The sequence below is a fragment of the Desulfosporosinus sp. SYSU MS00001 genome, from assembly GCF_049943955.1.
Taxonomy (GTDB): domain Bacteria; phylum Bacillota; class Desulfitobacteriia; order Desulfitobacteriales; family Desulfitobacteriaceae; genus Desulfosporosinus.
The window spans coordinates 44,487-59,715 of sequence record NZ_JBNFTW010000010.1; the positions used below are offsets into that span (position 1 = coordinate 44,487).

Here is a 15,229-nt window from a genome sequence, read left to right on the forward strand (position 1 = left end):
GTTATGATAGATAGTAACATAAATCAACGTGCCGATGGCTCATAGAAATCATTAAAAACAACTAAAATCTGAGGGATTGATAAACTTGAAAACAATTAGTAAACAATGTGTTTTGGAAGAACGGCTTTGTACAGATTGTGGTGAGTGTGATCGCTGCGATCTAGACCCAAGTAAATTATGTGATAATTGTTGTCAGTGTATAGATACTCTTGAAGGTGATTATGCCGAAATCGGAATTGATGATATATTAATTAATAAGGAAGAACGAAGTTCCGGAAACAGACTTCGAGGAAAGGGCATAAACTATACTCTTAAACGCCGATAATGTCCATAAGAGGACAAACCCCTATGTTGGAATCATCCAATATAGGGGTTTTTGTCATAACAAAGGGATATTCTTCCCGCCGGGCAAAAGTTCTTAAAGGAATTTAGACATAATAGTTGAATTATTCAGATATAGAATTCAAAAGATGGTAAGGAGTAAAGCGCACCTTGATCCCTCATACCTAAAATAAGAACCGATTTTACAATATATTACAATATATTGGAAGGTAATTTTTGGTTGTTTATAGAAAATAAGATTTAAAATATTCCTTCTGGTATCTATTATATCAACACTTACATTAGGATTGAGGTGGACACAAAAGCATATGGTTAATCAAATACTTGAATCTTGTCGCAGGATCAGTTTTCAGGTTAATTTATTTGAATTACTTGAAGGCCTGTCCATTTTAGTACTAATAGCAGTGCTTGTTTTACTACAGAGAAAAATTCTTAGTTATGTGAGAAAGGAAAGTATGATTGATGAGCGGATAAGAGAAACAAGCGCCAGAATTGCACGGGTGGTGGCAGAAATAGAAGAATCCAAAGAAGAAATTACAGGGCGGTCTAAAGAAGAAACGTGCCTAGCGGAGAACTCTGAGGCAGAACTTGATTCCAGTAAACAAGAAACTGATAATAATGGTCCTAAAGGAAAGAAGACTCGAGCAATGTCAATGGAAGAACGATGGGCGGATTTTGAAAAGAAAAGAGCGATACGCACTACAGCCTGAGGATAAGCCACACCTAAAAAGGTTGTGGCTTTTGAATTTTTGTAATAGGATATTATTTAATCAATATTTATTTTGAAAAGAGTATGTATGATTGAATTAGTCTAGGTCATAGAATTAGTAGTGGCAACTGGTTAAATAGTATTAAGATAAAAAAGATGGTTAGCGGTGATATTGTTGGTAATTTTAGGAGTTCTGATATTTTTTGCCCGAATTATAGACGTTTCCTTAGATACACTTCGTCTGAAGTCAATGATTAGAGGCAAAAAATATATTGTTTCACTCATTGCCTTTGTGGAAATTATTGTTTATACCTTGGGTGCATCTCAGGCGTTTAAATACGTTATGCATCCGACAGTGCTGATTTTTTATGCCTGCGGATATGCAGCAGGCAACTATATTGGCATGATAATAGACGATAAATTATCGCGGGATAGTATTTATGTCTTAGTTGTTGCAAATCACGATGAGTGGAGTTTGGCAGATACCCTGAGAGAACAGGGATTCGCTGTAACAACGGCTAAAGGGTATGGAATGAATGGTTCAGAAAAGTCTCAACTGATACTTATCGTGAAGAAAAAACAGTTTAGAGAATTAACAAGGCTTATTCAAGAGTTTGATCCCACTGCCTATGTTGTAAGTATGGATGTCAAGGATATGAAGAGATAACTGGCCTTATAACATCCTACACTGTTATAAACCAATGTAATCAGAAGTGAATTATTGCATAATGGGAATTTGCGATTAATTGTCCTTGGAATATTGAAAGTCGGATAACTTTCTTGGTCCTTCCAGAAACTCTTTAGCGATAAATAATGTTCCGTCGTCCTTAGTTTTGACACTCCATTTGATAAGCGCTATTGATCCATCAGTGATTTCGATACCCGTGATACTTCGCGGATGGACACAGCTTCCGTCATTAAAATAGGGAGGGCCGTCTACCTCCGGGAACATTGGTCTATGAGTATGCCCGGCAATAAGCGGGTGTTTATTTAAAGTTACCCATTCTATCAGTGCTTTATCTACATCTTCCTTTTTCTCATAATTTTTTGCAGTACTTGTGGGGTCATTCATACCGAATAACTCGAGGTGTTTCCATAAATATCTTACGAGAAATCGGGATAATCTCCAGAGCTCATAATCCATAATATTTACCTGGTGACCATGAATTAAGAGGATCTTCTGATTTGTTTCTTGATGTCTTAAAATTAACCCCTCATGTAGTTTTAGATCCTGAAATAAGGAGATAGACTTTTTTTCTTGTTCATCGAAGTATTGATATAAGTTATTGAATACATAATTCTCGGATTGTTTAACGATATCGTGATTTCCCCAAATCATATAAAGACGGCCCTCATTGTAAAATTTAGAGAGGAGCAGAAAAGTATCATTATGTACATTAATGATGTCGGTTAGTTTAGTATTTTTCCAGAGTTCATCACCATCACCAACTTCGATGTAGGTATAGTTTTCATGGTAGTAATGGTTTAAGGCAGCGTAATATACATTTTGGTTCTTGGAAAAATCATCAGCCCAACTTCCGTCTCCTCGGTGGATGTCACTCATTAGGATGATTTTTGAGGAGTTGTCAAAAGGGATTTCTTCTGCTGTTTGAAATATTTTTGAAATACGTTCTAACTTATCCATGTCAGCCTCCTCGTTCACCTAATTGATTCAATAAATTGTTACTTTTTTAATTAGTTAATTTAAGCAACAAGACCCAAGTCGCAGCTGGTTATAATCTAGTATATTGGATACAGGTAAAAAGGGTGCCCCTAAATACACCCTTTTTGGAACTATAAGAAAAGGAAGTGATATCACTTGGACGACCATGTAGAGAAAATAGAACCTATAAGCAGCATTCGCCCAGCTCGAAAGATCGGGCTTGACGATTCTCGTAAAGGGCAGCGGGAAACGATGTATCACTTTGACAGAAAGAAGGTTCAAAAGCGACAGGATTCAAAATCTTCTTCCTTAAAAAAGATGCAAGCCCACAATGAAATTTGCACTAATAGCTTGGCAATGATTTCGGAAGAGATCATGGATATAAAGAAACGTTTAGCTTTTGACAGATCTAAAATTATCCCGGAGGAGTAACCTGCTATCCCTTAGAAACGCGGGAAACTTTATATGAGTATCGGAAAAGCAGTGGTACTTGGGTTATAAGTAAAGAAAATTAAGAATCACTTAATTTCTCCCAGTCATCTAAAGACAATGATTCCCAATACCCGCAGCATCTACAAAGTACAATTTCTCGCTGGTTAATGTAGGTATAATAATACGTTTTACTGTTGCATTTTGGACATCGTAATACCATATTGAAAACTCCTTAAAAGCTAAACCTTGAAAGATGGTTTCCCGTTTTTTGAATATGCCAGTTGGCCATTAACAAATGTATAGATGACTTTGGAGTTGAGATTAAATGGATCTCCGTCAAAGACGACCAAATCAGCATCATAGCCTATTTTAACAGCCCCGATTTGCTGACCGCATTCTAAAATTTCTGCGGGGTTCGAAGTAAGAGCACGCAGTGCTTCGGAAGGATTCAAGCCTTCAGCGATACTCAAAGAAGCAATAGTGCGCAATTGGTCTATGGAATTATAGGGATGATCCGTAATTAGAGCAACTTTTATGCCGGCATTAACCAGATTAATGGCAGTCTTGTAATTTCGGCTTTTTAATTCCATTTTAATTCGCGGTGTTAACATAGGGCCAAAAGCTACTGGTATTTTGCGTTCTTTAAGACAGTCTTCGACTAAATCAGCTTCGGTTCCATGTTCAATAACCAGTTTGTGAATTTTGAATTCTTCAGCAATACGTATAGCGGTGACAATATCGTCAGCTCTATGAGCATGGGCTCGTAAAGAAATTTCACCTTGAAGGACAGGAATAACCGCCTCAAGACGGGGATCTCGATAGTTAATTTTGCCTTGTTGCTTTAACTCTCGATAATCTTCTGTTCGCATAAATAGTTCCCTGATTAAAGCAGCCGTTCCCATTCTCGTAACTGGGCATTTACTTTCAATGCCATAAGTACTGATTGGATTTTCGCCCAAGGCAATTTTTAAGCCAACTGGGCTTTTTATGACCATTTGATCAATGATCCGTCCTGATGTTTTAATCGCTAAAGAGAGGCCACCTACAACATTATTACTCCCTGGTCCCACCATAACTGTTGTAACCCCAGATTTAACAGCGTCTTTAAAAGACACATCCAGAGGGTTGACTGCATCGATACCTCGAAGATGGGGGGTAACCGCATTGGAGGTTTCGTTATTGTCAACTCCAATTTTTCCGGTACATTCTTCAATAATTCCTAAATGGGTATGGCAGTCAATAAATCCAGGCAAAACATATTGCTCTTGAACATCAATTATTGAAGAACAGCCGGCAGAGGATAGACCCTCTTCCAGAGCTGATATCTTACCCATCTCGATTAAAATGTCCTTATGTACGGTTTTCCCATGCTGTTCTAAAATTAGACAATTTTTAAGAAGCAGTGAGTCCAAATAACCATACCTCCTCTCGTAGGTTTAGTTTGTCTTAATAATTAGGAGATTATGAGATTATGAGATTATAAGGATACAAAGATTGAAAACATAAAAGACGCTTTCAGCGTCTTTTTGCTTGACAGAATTAATCTTTAGTTCCCTCACTCTCAAAATCTGACGTGTTATTACTTAATTCTTTGGGGAGGGAATTTCCGTCTTCTTCAAACGCTTCGTCCTTGATTGCTTCGATGCCTTCCTCCGCTGGCATTACTTTCTGGTCCTCTTTCAGTCGTGTATTGGGCAAACCACAATTGGGACAAAAATATACTAAGATTGGCTTATCTCGATTGGCAACCTCTTCAATGCTCATGGTTAAAGCATAAGCAGTCGTAATAAACCATTGATCCTGATTGCTTTTTTTATCGCAATGGACACATCGAATTTCTTCCGTCATTCTTATCAACCCCTTACTTTAATTTATGGATTTGAGTGAACAAGGTTCCTGAAATTGTACATTGACCATCTAAAGAAGTAGAAGATGGGGCGAAAAGAAGGTATGAATTATTGCGAATATGAGAAGATAATAAAAATACCGGAAAGGAACTAAGGAAATGAAAGCAATTACATATCAAGGGGTCAATCACGTCGAGGTTAAAAATGTTGAAGATTCTACAATTATGAAGGACGATGACATAATAATTAAGGTTACTTCTACGACCATTTGTGGTTCGGATTTACATCTATTACGCGGACGTATCCCCAAAATGCCCAAAGGATTTATTATTGGTCATGAAGCTATGGGCGTTGTGGAAGAAGTAGGAAGCGACGTCAAAAAAGTTAGAAAGGGTGATCGAGTAATAGTGCCTTTTCCAGTGGCTTGCGGGTACTGTTGGTACTGTATGCATGGGCTGTGGAGCCAATGTGATAATTCAAATGATCATGGTGAAATAGGCGGCATTTTGGGCTATAGCGAGCTAATGGGCGGCTATGACGGCGGTCAGGCAGAATACCTGAGAGTACCCTATGCCAACGTTGGTCCAAGAATAGTTCCGGAAAATCTTACTGATGAACAAGTGCTTTTTCTAACAGATATATTGCCGACTTCGTACTGGGGGGTAGAAAATGGCGGTGTGAAAAGGGGGGACACTGTAGTAGTTTTAGGCTGCGGACCGGTTGGCTTGCTTACCCAAAAATGGGCTGCCTTGATGGGGGCAGATAGAATTATAGCCGTAGATAATCTGAACTACAGGTTGGAACATGCCCAAAAGTTTAACAAAGTTGAAGTGGTAAATTTTGATAACTATGATAATACCGGAGAATATATTAAAGAAATAACTCATGGCGGAGCGGACGTAGTTATTGATTGTGTTGGGATGGACGGGGAAATGTCTTCAGTTGAAAAGTTGGAAACACTATTAAAGATTCAAGGAGGCTCAAAATCTGCCCTTGAAATTGCCTCCCAGGCAGTCCGTAAGGGGGGAACAATATCTGTGGTTGGTGTCTATGGAGCGAGATATAATAATTTCCCCTTTGGAGATTTCTTTTCCAGAAATGTTACCTTAAAAATGGGCCAATGTCCTGCACATTCGTATATAGATCGTATTTTAGATATGATTGTCAAGAATGAGTTTGATGCAACGGATATAATAACTCATCGAATGTCACTAACTGAAGGCGAAAAGGCTTACGAATTATTTGATCAAAAGCTTGACAACTGTATCAAAGTTGTCTTGAAACCTTGATTTAGAGAATTAAATAGACGAATTTTCCCTGAAAGGACATATTTGAATGCCTTTAGACCAACAAACCAAAGGACCTAACGAAGCAGATATCAGATCGGCACAAGCAGATATTCAGATCGCCCAGGCGCAATTAGCCAGCGCTCAGGCTGATTTAGAGAATGCCTCCATTGTTGCACCGGTGGATGCTGTGGTTATTAGCTGTCCTCTTCAGCTGGGTCAAGATTCGGATTCGAATTCCATAATCACCCTTACACCTACGGGGGAGAAACTAGAGGTCGATGCTTCGATAGATCAAGCAGATATTACCCTGGATTCTTATCCAAATCAGCATATCAGCGGAACTGTGAATTCAGTTGCTTTAGAAGGCTCAACTACTCAGAACGTTACAACCTATGAGCTCAAAGCAGCAGTTGATAACAACAGTGATCTGCTGAGAGCAGGAATGAATACCAATGTAGATATCATAGCAGCTCAAGCTACGAATGTTTTAACTGTTCCCAGTCAGGCTCTTAAAACCCAAGGAAATCAGACAGGCGTCATGGTTCCTGGAGGTTTAAATGTTGACTCCGGGCAAAGTGGTTCCGGCACAAGTAACGGCAAGGGTGGAACTTCATTAGGGAATAGCCGTTTTATTCCAGTTGTTATCGGTCTGGATGATGGAACGAATGCGGAAATCAAGAGCGGCTTAAAAGAAGGGCAAGAAGTTGTTACAGGAACCAATTCTGCTTCAACGACAACGAAATCCAGCTCTGGTTCAGATCTCCTTTTCGGGGGCGGAGGTCCTGGTGACGGCGGTCCCCCGCCAAACTAAGAACATCGATGAATTATTATACAGTAAATCATAGAGGTCACTTGGTGCAGTCAATAATAGCCCTGGCAGTTTGCCGGGGCTATTATTGTGAAGATTAAAGTCTAATGAATGGCTGGCTCGAGCATTTAAACATTTTGCAGATTTTGTAACGAATGCAGGATATTTGTTGATAGAAGTAGAATTAACCAGAAGAATTATAGGGATATAAGAATTGGATTAAGAAATGCTCCGGTCGTTATTATTATTGCTCCGGTTTAATTTATAAATGTTCGCCCAAAAAATCCTTAAAAAGAGGAAAATGCAAGTACTAAGGAGGGGAAAAACAAAATAATGAAATCTATTTTTTTTGTAGCTTTGACGCCAGATATGGCTCAAGTAGCGGAACAGGTGATGCATGAGCTCAATTTATCGTTTCCTATCGAAGTTGTAAGCTTTGATCGAGGCCCAGAGGTAGTTAGAGACAACCCTCAAACGGATGTTATGATCAGCAGAGGCCTTATGGTTGACCTGTTAAAAAAACATACCCATAAGCCTGTTGTTGGGCTGACTATGACTATTGGTGAGATGCTGGAGGCAGTTCAGCGTTTGATTGCTGGTGGAGCTGCAAAAGTGGGAGTGGTGGCTCATAAAGGATTTTTAGATGATATGGATGATTCAGATTTCGTTGTCGGTGAAACGACAATATATGTCAGGCCATGGACTACCCTTAAGGAAATCCCCAAAATACTAGAACAGCTAAGCAGAATTGGTGTTAACGCTATTACTGGTGACAAAGGCGGATATACGGCAGCCAAGGAACAGGGCGGATACATGTTGGACCTTCTTGAATCGGGTCAATTGGCAGTAAAGCGTGCTATAACCGAGGCCTTAAAAATAGCTCAAGTTTCGGAACGAGAGCGTGAGAAAACACTACGATACGAGCAGGTGTTAACTGAACTTTATTCAGAACTGGAGCAATCGGCTGCTTTTGTTGAGGAATTAGCGGCTTCTTCGGAGGAACTGGCTGCTTCCAGCGAAGAAGCCTTTAACATCGCCCAAATCGCCACTCAGGAGGTTAATGGTATTTCTGAGATATTAGAAGTTATTCGACGCGTGGCCCAGCAAACGAACTTATTGGGACTTAACGCTGCTATTGAGGCTGCTCGTGTAGGGGAACACGGACGGGGTTTCTCGGTGGTGGCTGAGGAAGTACGCAAACTGGCAGTGGAGAGCAATAAGTCAGCTAAAGATATTGATGAGATGCTTCAAAGATTTCGTGAGTCGGTCATTCGTGTCCAAAAAAATGTCGAGCAGAGTAATGTGATAACTAAAGAGCAAGCAACGGCCACTCAAGATTTGTCCCAGAAGTTAGATAGTCTTAAAATGTTAGGGGAAAAATTAACCTCCGCGTCATAATAATTGGTGGAGTAAAACGGCGAAATTCATTGTAATCAAAAGTCCGGTATATTGTCGGGCTTTTTTTCATGCTCTTCTTATGAGGTTCTTGTTAAAAATCCTATAATATTTTTGTATTTTTCATTAGAACAGAAAATAATAGTAATATATTGAGAGATCGGGTAATACTGAATGTGACTTAACCATAAGGGAGGCTAAAAACAAATAATGTTGGAAGAACTGAGGGAAGATAGCCTTAAATCTTTAGAATTCGATAACAATATCAGGGAAATTTTGATGAATCTAATTTATTCATCTAAGGATATTCGAACTAATCACTTAGTTTTTCAGGACCCAAGAAACGAAAAAATTAGATATATACTTTTGCGGGATGGACTGACCTGGATTCTAATTATAGGCAAAATATTAGCCAATGATTTAGTAAAAATTCGTGAAGACATCTATCTTTTTGATTATAACGAACCTGAAAATAATTTCAGGTTTCTTCTGTCTCAATTCTGTGAAGAAGGAGACCGGGAGATGTTCTCATAAGAAAATAGCCCCAAAGGCGTTCAAAGCGCCTCTTGGGCTATTTTGAGTTTATGAACATTAAGCTTTATTATTAGCTCTCTAAAGCCGCATTTTCAAACACTTTGCGGAAATGATAACCGTAAATAGATAGAGTGATCGCCAAAGGGAAGACTTGAGGGCGTTTAATTAGTGACCAGAAAATAAGGCGCCAATAATATCGCCTCTCTTTCTCAATAATCCCTAAGCGAATGATCGATTTTAAAAAAGCTAAAATATGATTGAAACTTAAAGGGCCAGTCGTGGAGGCGATAGGTTTGTACTCTTGCAAAAATACAAGGATTCTTTCATAGTAACGACTCGGAGAATAGATCGTGTTTACAATTCTATGATATCCTTTGACCAGAGTTTCCCGATCCATCTTGGGAATAAAATTCATACTAAAATCTGTATTATCTCCAGTAAAACCTTTTAATAATCTGCCTTCACCTGCTAAACGCTGATATAAATTAGTTCCCTTAGGCGCGTTTAACAACCCCACCATAGCAGCAGCGATCCCACTTTGTTGGATAAAATCAATAAGGCTATCGAAGATCGTACTATTGTCATTGTCGAAACCAACAATGAAGCCGCCATGGACTTGTAGACCAGAGTGTTGGATTTTTTTCACACTTAATATTAAATCTCTGTTTTTGTTCTGGACTTTGTTACACTCGGCTAAACTGCTTTCATTGGGAGATTCGATGCCAATAAATACGGTATTAAAACCGGCTTTAACCATCATCTCCATTAAGGTGTCATCATCAGCAAGGTTGATTGAGGTTTCAGTTAAAAAGGCAAATGGATAGTTTTTTTCTCTCATCCAGTTTATTAGGGCTGGGAGAATATCTTTCATAAGCTTTCGCTTATTGCCAATAAAATTATCATCGACAAAAAAGACTCCGCCACGCCAACCGGATTCATAAAGGGCGTTTAACTCTTTAATCAATTGCGGGGCGTCCTTTGTGCGGGGTACATGCCCAAATAAGGTTGTTACATTACAAAAATCACAGTTAAAAGGACAACCGCGTGAATATTGAATGTTCATCGTTGAATACCTTTTTTGATTGATAAGTTTCCATAAAGGTGAAGGAGTTTCACGCAGATCTGCCCATTGATCTGACGTATAAATATGTTGTGCTTTATTCTCTTTGAGGTCATGGATAAATTTGGGGACTGTAATCTCACCCTCATTTAATAAAAGATGATCAACATCATCAAAGACTTCAGGTTCTGAGGTAAATAGAGGTCCGCCAGCGACTGTTTTTATACCGAGAGCTTTACAGCGATCAATTACTTCTCTCGTTGATTCTCTCTGGACGGCCATGGCACTGAGCATTACATAATCCGCCCACAATAAATCTTTATCTTTTAGTGTGGTTACATTCATATCAATCAGGCGCTTTTCATCATCGTCCGGAAACATGGCAGCAATAGTAGCCAGTCCAAGAGGCGGAAAGCTAGCCTTCTTTGATACAAATTTCAAGGCATACTGAAATCCCCAATATGTAACAGGGTATTGCGGGTAAACAAATAGTATTTTCATAGCTAACTCCCTTCTGTTCAATATAATTATTTGGTATATAAACAATGAAATACGCAAGTTTATTAGCTTTAGAGTTCACTTTTTTATTGATTATAAACCTAATCAATGTTAAATGCAAAAAAATGGTATATCTATAAAATATTATTTAATTGTACATTATTATGGTAAACATTATATTAATGTTACATTCTGGGGAGCGTCTATTTGAACTAAGGGATGGGGAATACTATCTGAAGACCAGTGGAACTTGCAAAAAACTATATTTAAGGTGCTTTAAACTGAAACTGTGACTTTTTTTAAATTGCGCTAAGGGAATTTTGTAAGATGTGGTATAGTATAGTTTGGTCGATTAAGATGAACTAAGACAGATTGGCGGAGAAAATATGATTGACTTTAAAGATGTAGATTTAAATGACAAAAAATGGATAGAAACACTTCTTACTGTAGCTGACTTAAGTGGATGTCATCAGAACTTTACCAATATATTTACTTGGTCAAAAATCTATCACTATCGTGTTGCACAGGTAAATGGTTTTCTGGTGGTCAAAGGAGTTATGGATGATTTACCTTATTATTTTTATCCTGCTGGTTCAGGAAACCTTATGAACGTATTGCAGGCAATGAAGCAGGATGCTGTTTCCTGCGGGCATGAATTTGTTTTAGCCGGGCTTTCCCCTGAGAATGTTAAAGAGCTGAATTCCTTGTATCCTGAGCAATTTGAATATCGTGAGATGCGCGATAGTTTCGATTATGTTTATTTTCTAGACAAGCTTGTTTCTCTTGCAGGCAATTCTCTTCACTCAAAAAGAAATTATATAAATAGATTCAAGAAGGAAAATCAGGACTGGGCATTTGAAAAAATAACCTTAGATAACCTTTCTGATTGTTGGGAAATGAATAAAGAATGGTGTAAAATTAATCCTTGCGATGAAGGGAGTATTGCTGAGGAAAACTGCGCAGTCCGCCGTTGCTTCAATAATTTTACCGAACTAGGTTTAGAGGGTGGACTGATTCGGTTAGAAGGCAAAGTAATCGCCTATACGATGGGGGAAAAACTTAATTCGGATACATATGTTATTCATGTTGAAAAAGCATTTGGTTATATTCCTGGGGCTTATCAAATGATCAATCATGAGTTTGCAGCGACTATTAAGGAGAAATACCCTGATTTGGTATATGTAAATCGTGAAGAAGATATGGGTGTTGAAGGGTTAAGAAAAGCGAAACTGTCCTATCATCCAGACAAAATGGAAGAAAAATATCTGGGTACTTATTTTCAAGGGTAAGGGAAAATTTATTTGACAGTCAGGTGGAGATCAAAGTTCGATGCATAAAATGCGGTTGGCCGAAATAGGTGAGGAACAACAACAAAAAGAAATATGGAAACTCTGTTTTGGAGATCCTGAACGTTATATTAATTTCTTTTTTAACAATAGGTATAAGGCAGATGAAACAGCTGTTTTGCTTGATGACAGGGAAATATTAGCAATGCTCACGATGATGCCGGTTAAAACTGTGATTTCTGACCATCATAGCTACAATACCGCCATGCTCTACGCTATCGCGACAGCTCCGAAATACCAGAATCAAGGTCTGGCTTCGAAGTTAATTGACTATTGCTGCCAATATCTTAAACCTTGTCGAACTGAGGTTTTTGTGTTAGTTCCGGCGAATCTAAAACTTTTTGATTTTTACCGTAAGCTGGGATTCCGTAATGGATTCTATATTAAGGAGACTCAACTGAATTACAGCAATGTAGATACCTTACCGGTTTATCAACAGGGCGAGTGCCTTATTTACCCTATCACCCCTGAGGATTATAATCGCCGCAGGAACCATCAACTTCAGGGCAGTTTCTATATTTCGTACCGGGATGAGGACATTGTCTACCAAAAAAAACTGTCTCAACTGTCAGGAGCAGACATTTATGCCCTAGATATTGGAGAAATTGAGGGATGTTTAGCGGTTGAAAGACTGAGTCCTGTGAAGGTAATAATTAAAGAGATCTTAATTCCAGCAGATTTAATGACCATAGCTATTAAACAGCTGGTTCAGAAGATACCGGCTGATGAATATGTTCTGCGCACCCATCCCCGCTTTGGCAAATATTTAGAGGGAATTGCGCGTCCTTTCGGAATGATTAAAGCACCTGAAGAATTTGATGAAGGGACTAGTTCTGAGGAGAATTCTGGATATCTGGGCTTAGCCTTTGATTAGTTAAAACTCCAAAGTGGTTGCAAATAACCAAAGGCGTTCTCGCTTCACTAGCTGAGAACGCCCTTTATTTAATGATTAGGCGAGCAAAATTGGGGACTCAATGAGGGTGCCAACAAGTTTTGGTACAGCCACATTTTATGGTTATTCTAAAACCTTATGGTTTACCGAAGACTGGCAAAAGATTCATCTTCCGGGAGGGCAATTTCTTTGAAATGGTTGGCGAGAAATTCTAAATGGTGGCGAAGTTCAGTTCCATGCATCGGCTGACCATGACTGGGAATTGCCAGAGAAGGATTTAGGTCTCTAAGCGTTTTTAAAGATGTTTCAGCAGTTTTCCAATCAAACGTAAAATATTTAGGAGGTCCGCCTATCTGTTCCTTTTGAGTAAACATTGAGAGAAGAGATTCTTGTCTCAATGTTGTAAAAGCATCACCAACAATCATTATGCCGTCCTTTTTTCGAAAAAGGGAAACATGACCTTCTGTATGACCGGGGGTAGGTATCCAGATCCAATCAGGCACAAAAGGCAATTTGCCTCCGGAAGGAAGAGCGGCGGCGTGTGAGGTTATATCAATTCCAGAGTGCGGAAAACCAGGTGACATTTTGGCTACTAAACCCTCGTCGACTGTAGGATCTCCCATTGGGTAATCTTTTTTTCCCGTAATGTAGGGCAGTTCTAACGAGTGAATATAAACCGGCACATCCCATAATGCAGCAAGTTTTTTTACTGAACCTACATGGTCGAAATGGCCATGAGTTAAGAAGATGGCCTTTGGAGGATTATCTTTACCAAAATATTTTTCTGCTGTTTGTATTATATAGTCAGCAGAATTTTCAAGGCCAGTATCAACAAGCACCCAGTTGCCGGTACTCGAATTGTTTATTTGTATTAGACATGCATTGACAATCGTAAATTCCAGCAGAACTATCCCTGGGGTTACTTCCTGTGAGTGTGTTGTTAAGCCGGAAAGAACCTCAATAAGTTTATTTCCCATCAAAATACCTCCCTAAAACGTTCTCTGGGTTATTATGTTCAGAGACAATAATTCCTATTGATGCTAAGTTTTCTCATAGGATGAACAACAAAAACCTCCTTCCAAATTGTGGATGGAGGTTTTTTAATATATTTGGTTAAAATTATTTTAAATTCAATAAAGGAATTTATCTCTTTTTGGCGAATGTTGAAAAAACAAGTGGAATAAAGAAAGTGAATGTTGACTTACAACTAGGATTCCAGATGCAGCCAGATAGTGGGAAAGAGAACAAGGAAAGTGACAGTTATCATTAAAATGGTATGTAATGCAAAGAGGGGGCGATGAGCTTGGAAGAGCAAGAAAGCTATTATCAATGGGCACTGAAGAAAGGAATATCACGCCGTAATTTTCTCAAGTTTTGCACAGCAATGGGGGCAATGTTAGGCTTAGAGGCATCGGCTCTACCAAAGATTGTCAATGCCATGGAGTCTAAACCGCGTATTCCGGTCATTTACCTTAATTTACAAGAATGCACTTGCTGCTCGGAATCATTTATTCGTTCCGGACATCCCTTAGTGGCAGATCTTATTCTGAACATGATTTCTCTTGATTATATGGAAGTTCTCCAAGCTGCTGCAGGGGATCAAGCCGAGGCAGCTAAGAAAAAAACTATGAAAGATTTCTTTGGCAAATACTTGCTCGTTGTCGAAGGCAGTGTGGCCACCGGTGATGAAGGAGTCTACTGCACCATTGGGGGAAAAACGACCCAGAGCGTTTTAGAGGAAGCTGCTGAAGGCGCTCTTGCAGTCATAGCCTATGGCTCCTGCGCCGTAAATGCCTGTGTTCAGGGGTCAGCACCCAATCCGACTAATGCTGTTCCCGTGAAAGAAATAATTACCAGTAAGCCGGTGATTAATGTTCCCGGTTGTCCGCCAATCGCCGAAGTCATTACAGGTACGATTGTTCATTATTTAACCTTCGGCACTCTGCCTGAACTGACCAACCAAGGGCGTCCCAAAGCCTTTTATCAACATCGCATCCATGATAATTGCAACCGTCGGGCTTTTTTTGACGCAGGTCAATTTGTTGAATCCTTTGGTGATGAAGGGGCTAAGCAAGGTTGGTGTCTCTATAAAATGGGCTGTAAAGGTCCCACAACTTATAATGCCTGTGCGATTACCCAATGGAATGAGGGCCTTAGCTATCCCATTAAATCAGGCCATCCGTGTTTGGGCTGTTCAGAAGATCATTTCTTTGATAAGGGACCTTTCTACACTCATCTTGCGGATGTACCCAATCATGTGATTGGAAAAAATCCGGATCAAATAGGTCTTATTGGCCTGGGGATAGCCGGTACTGCAGCTGCTGCCCATGCTTTGGCTACAGCAGTCGGCAAGGCAGGCAAAACTTCTGCACCTAATTCTTCAAAAGATGAATCTGCCAATTAAGGTTTATTAA

At 39.3% G+C, this 15,229-nt stretch carries 16 protein-coding genes; 11 read left to right on the top strand and 5 right to left on the bottom strand.

Going from position 1 to position 15,229, the window contains the following annotated elements:
* Positions 1 to 85: 85 nt before the first annotated feature.
* The 3 genes from ACPUYX_RS16480 to ACPUYX_RS16490 all read left to right on the top strand — a co-directional run bounded on the left by ACPUYX_RS16480 (position 86) and on the right by ACPUYX_RS16490 (position 1,718).
* Positions 86 to 325 carry a hypothetical protein gene (locus tag ACPUYX_RS16480; RefSeq protein WP_426380725.1) on the top strand — a complete coding sequence of 80 codons (240 nt, stop codon included), beginning with the start codon at positions 86 to 88 and terminating at the stop codon, positions 323 to 325.
* Positions 326 to 650: 325 nt separating this feature from the next.
* Positions 651 to 1,052 carry a hypothetical protein gene (locus ACPUYX_RS16485; protein ID WP_426380726.1) on the top strand — a complete coding sequence of 134 codons (402 nt, stop codon included), beginning with the start codon at positions 651 to 653 and terminating at the stop codon, positions 1,050 to 1,052.
* Positions 1,053 to 1,217: 165 nt separating this feature from the next.
* Complete coding sequence (locus ACPUYX_RS16490; RefSeq protein ID WP_426380727.1) at positions 1,218 to 1,718, top strand: DUF2179 domain-containing protein; 501 nt, start codon at positions 1,218 to 1,220, stop codon at positions 1,716 to 1,718.
* Between the two features lie 75 nt (positions 1,719 to 1,793).
* On the opposite strand, the gene ACPUYX_RS16495 is transcribed toward ACPUYX_RS16490, so the two are convergent.
* The gene (locus tag ACPUYX_RS16495) at positions 1,794 to 2,696 is read right to left on the bottom strand and encodes a metallophosphoesterase (RefSeq protein ID WP_426380728.1); all 903 of its coding nucleotides are present in this window, start codon (positions 2,694 to 2,696) and stop codon (positions 1,794 to 1,796) included.
* A 174-nt stretch (positions 2,697 to 2,870) separates the two neighbouring features.
* Between ACPUYX_RS16495 and ACPUYX_RS16500 the strand changes: the two genes are divergently transcribed.
* Complete coding sequence (locus tag ACPUYX_RS16500) at positions 2,871 to 3,146, top strand: hypothetical protein (protein ID WP_426380729.1); 276 nt, start codon at positions 2,871 to 2,873, stop codon at positions 3,144 to 3,146.
* 239 nt (positions 3,147 to 3,385) lie between these two features.
* On the opposite strand, the gene ACPUYX_RS16505 is transcribed toward ACPUYX_RS16500, so the two are convergent.
* Both ACPUYX_RS16505 and ACPUYX_RS16510 read right to left on the bottom strand, forming a co-directional pair.
* Positions 3,386 to 4,558 (bottom strand): amidohydrolase, encoded by a 1,173-nt coding sequence (locus tag ACPUYX_RS16505; protein WP_426380730.1) that lies wholly within the window; start codon positions 4,556 to 4,558, stop codon positions 3,386 to 3,388.
* 127 nt (positions 4,559 to 4,685) lie between these two features.
* Positions 4,686 to 4,994 (bottom strand): hypothetical protein, encoded by a 309-nt coding sequence (locus ACPUYX_RS16510; RefSeq protein WP_426380731.1) that lies wholly within the window; start codon positions 4,992 to 4,994, stop codon positions 4,686 to 4,688.
* Between the two features lie 157 nt (positions 4,995 to 5,151).
* Here ACPUYX_RS16510 and ACPUYX_RS16515 point away from each other — a divergent pair, with 157 nt between their 5' ends.
* The 4 genes from ACPUYX_RS16515 (at position 5,152) to ACPUYX_RS16530 (ending at position 9,019) form a co-directional block, all read left to right on the top strand.
* Positions 5,152 to 6,282, top strand: coding sequence for a zinc-dependent alcohol dehydrogenase (locus ACPUYX_RS16515; RefSeq protein WP_426380732.1), 1,131 nt, complete (start codon positions 5,152 to 5,154; stop codon positions 6,280 to 6,282).
* Positions 6,283 to 6,328: 46 nt separating this feature from the next.
* Positions 6,329 to 7,093: an efflux RND transporter periplasmic adaptor subunit gene (locus tag ACPUYX_RS16520; RefSeq protein ID WP_426380733.1), complete on the top strand. Its 765-nt coding sequence runs from the start codon at positions 6,329 to 6,331 to the stop codon at positions 7,091 to 7,093.
* Positions 7,094 to 7,423: 330 nt separating this feature from the next.
* Entirely contained in the window at positions 7,424 to 8,488 is a 1,065-nt protein-coding gene (locus ACPUYX_RS16525; RefSeq protein ID WP_426380734.1) for a PrpR N-terminal domain-containing protein, read from the top strand.
* Positions 8,489 to 8,695: 207 nt separating this feature from the next.
* A complete protein-coding gene (locus ACPUYX_RS16530; protein ID WP_426380735.1) occupies positions 8,696 to 9,019 on the top strand; it encodes a hypothetical protein in 324 nt (107 codons plus the stop codon).
* Positions 9,020 to 9,089: 70 nt separating this feature from the next.
* On the opposite strand, the gene ACPUYX_RS16535 is transcribed toward ACPUYX_RS16530, so the two are convergent.
* Entirely contained in the window at positions 9,090 to 10,580 is a 1,491-nt protein-coding gene (locus ACPUYX_RS16535; RefSeq protein ID WP_426380736.1) for a B12-binding domain-containing radical SAM protein, read from the bottom strand.
* A 383-nt stretch (positions 10,581 to 10,963) separates the two neighbouring features.
* Between ACPUYX_RS16535 and ACPUYX_RS16540 the strand changes: the two genes are divergently transcribed.
* Both ACPUYX_RS16540 and ACPUYX_RS16545 read left to right on the top strand, forming a co-directional pair.
* Positions 10,964 to 11,866, top strand: coding sequence for a DUF2156 domain-containing protein (locus ACPUYX_RS16540; protein WP_426380737.1), 903 nt, complete (start codon positions 10,964 to 10,966; stop codon positions 11,864 to 11,866).
* Between the two features lie 40 nt (positions 11,867 to 11,906).
* The gene (locus ACPUYX_RS16545; RefSeq protein WP_426380738.1) at positions 11,907 to 12,797 is read left to right on the top strand and encodes a GNAT family N-acetyltransferase; all 891 of its coding nucleotides are present in this window, start codon (positions 11,907 to 11,909) and stop codon (positions 12,795 to 12,797) included.
* A gap of 161 nt (positions 12,798 to 12,958) precedes the next feature.
* Here ACPUYX_RS16545 and ACPUYX_RS16550 read toward each other — a convergent pair whose 3' ends face one another.
* Positions 12,959 to 13,792: an MBL fold metallo-hydrolase gene (locus ACPUYX_RS16550; protein ID WP_426380739.1), complete on the bottom strand. Its 834-nt coding sequence runs from the start codon at positions 13,790 to 13,792 to the stop codon at positions 12,959 to 12,961.
* A 320-nt stretch (positions 13,793 to 14,112) separates the two neighbouring features.
* On the opposite strand from ACPUYX_RS16550, the gene ACPUYX_RS16555 reads away from it, so the two are divergent.
* On the top strand, positions 14,113 to 15,219 hold the full coding sequence (locus ACPUYX_RS16555) for a hydrogenase small subunit (protein WP_426380740.1): 1,107 nt from the start codon (positions 14,113 to 14,115) through the stop codon (positions 15,217 to 15,219).
* Positions 15,220 to 15,229 lie beyond the last annotated feature (10 nt).

What these genes read in the sequence shown, in the direction of transcription:
- ACPUYX_RS16545 (WP_426380738.1), top strand. Translation starts at nt 11,907, where the DNA reads ATGCATAAAATGCGGTTGGCCGAAATAGGTGAGGAACAACAACAAAAA.
- ACPUYX_RS16525 (WP_426380734.1), top strand. Translation starts at nt 7,424, where the DNA reads ATGAAATCTATTTTTTTTGTAGCTTTGACGCCAGATATGGCTCAAGTA.
- ACPUYX_RS16495 (WP_426380728.1), bottom strand. Translation starts at nt 2,696, where the DNA reads ATGGATAAGTTAGAACGTATTTCAAAAATATTTCAAACAGCAGAAGAA.
- ACPUYX_RS16515 (WP_426380732.1), top strand. Translation starts at nt 5,152, where the DNA reads ATGAAAGCAATTACATATCAAGGGGTCAATCACGTCGAGGTTAAAAAT.
- ACPUYX_RS16550 (WP_426380739.1), bottom strand. Translation starts at nt 13,792, where the DNA reads ATGGGAAATAAACTTATTGAGGTTCTTTCCGGCTTAACAACACACTCA.
- ACPUYX_RS16510 (WP_426380731.1), bottom strand. Translation starts at nt 4,994, where the DNA reads ATGACGGAAGAAATTCGATGTGTCCATTGCGATAAAAAAAGCAATCAG.
- ACPUYX_RS16485 (WP_426380726.1), top strand. Translation starts at nt 651, where the DNA reads ATGGTTAATCAAATACTTGAATCTTGTCGCAGGATCAGTTTTCAGGTT.
- ACPUYX_RS16540 (WP_426380737.1), top strand. Translation starts at nt 10,964, where the DNA reads ATGATTGACTTTAAAGATGTAGATTTAAATGACAAAAAATGGATAGAA.
- ACPUYX_RS16520 (WP_426380733.1), top strand. Translation starts at nt 6,329, where the DNA reads ATGCCTTTAGACCAACAAACCAAAGGACCTAACGAAGCAGATATCAGA.
- ACPUYX_RS16555 (WP_426380740.1), top strand. Translation starts at nt 14,113, where the DNA reads ATGAGCTTGGAAGAGCAAGAAAGCTATTATCAATGGGCACTGAAGAAA.
- ACPUYX_RS16530 (WP_426380735.1), top strand. Translation starts at nt 8,696, where the DNA reads ATGTTGGAAGAACTGAGGGAAGATAGCCTTAAATCTTTAGAATTCGAT.
- ACPUYX_RS16535 (WP_426380736.1), bottom strand. Translation starts at nt 10,580, where the DNA reads ATGAAAATACTATTTGTTTACCCGCAATACCCTGTTACATATTGGGGA.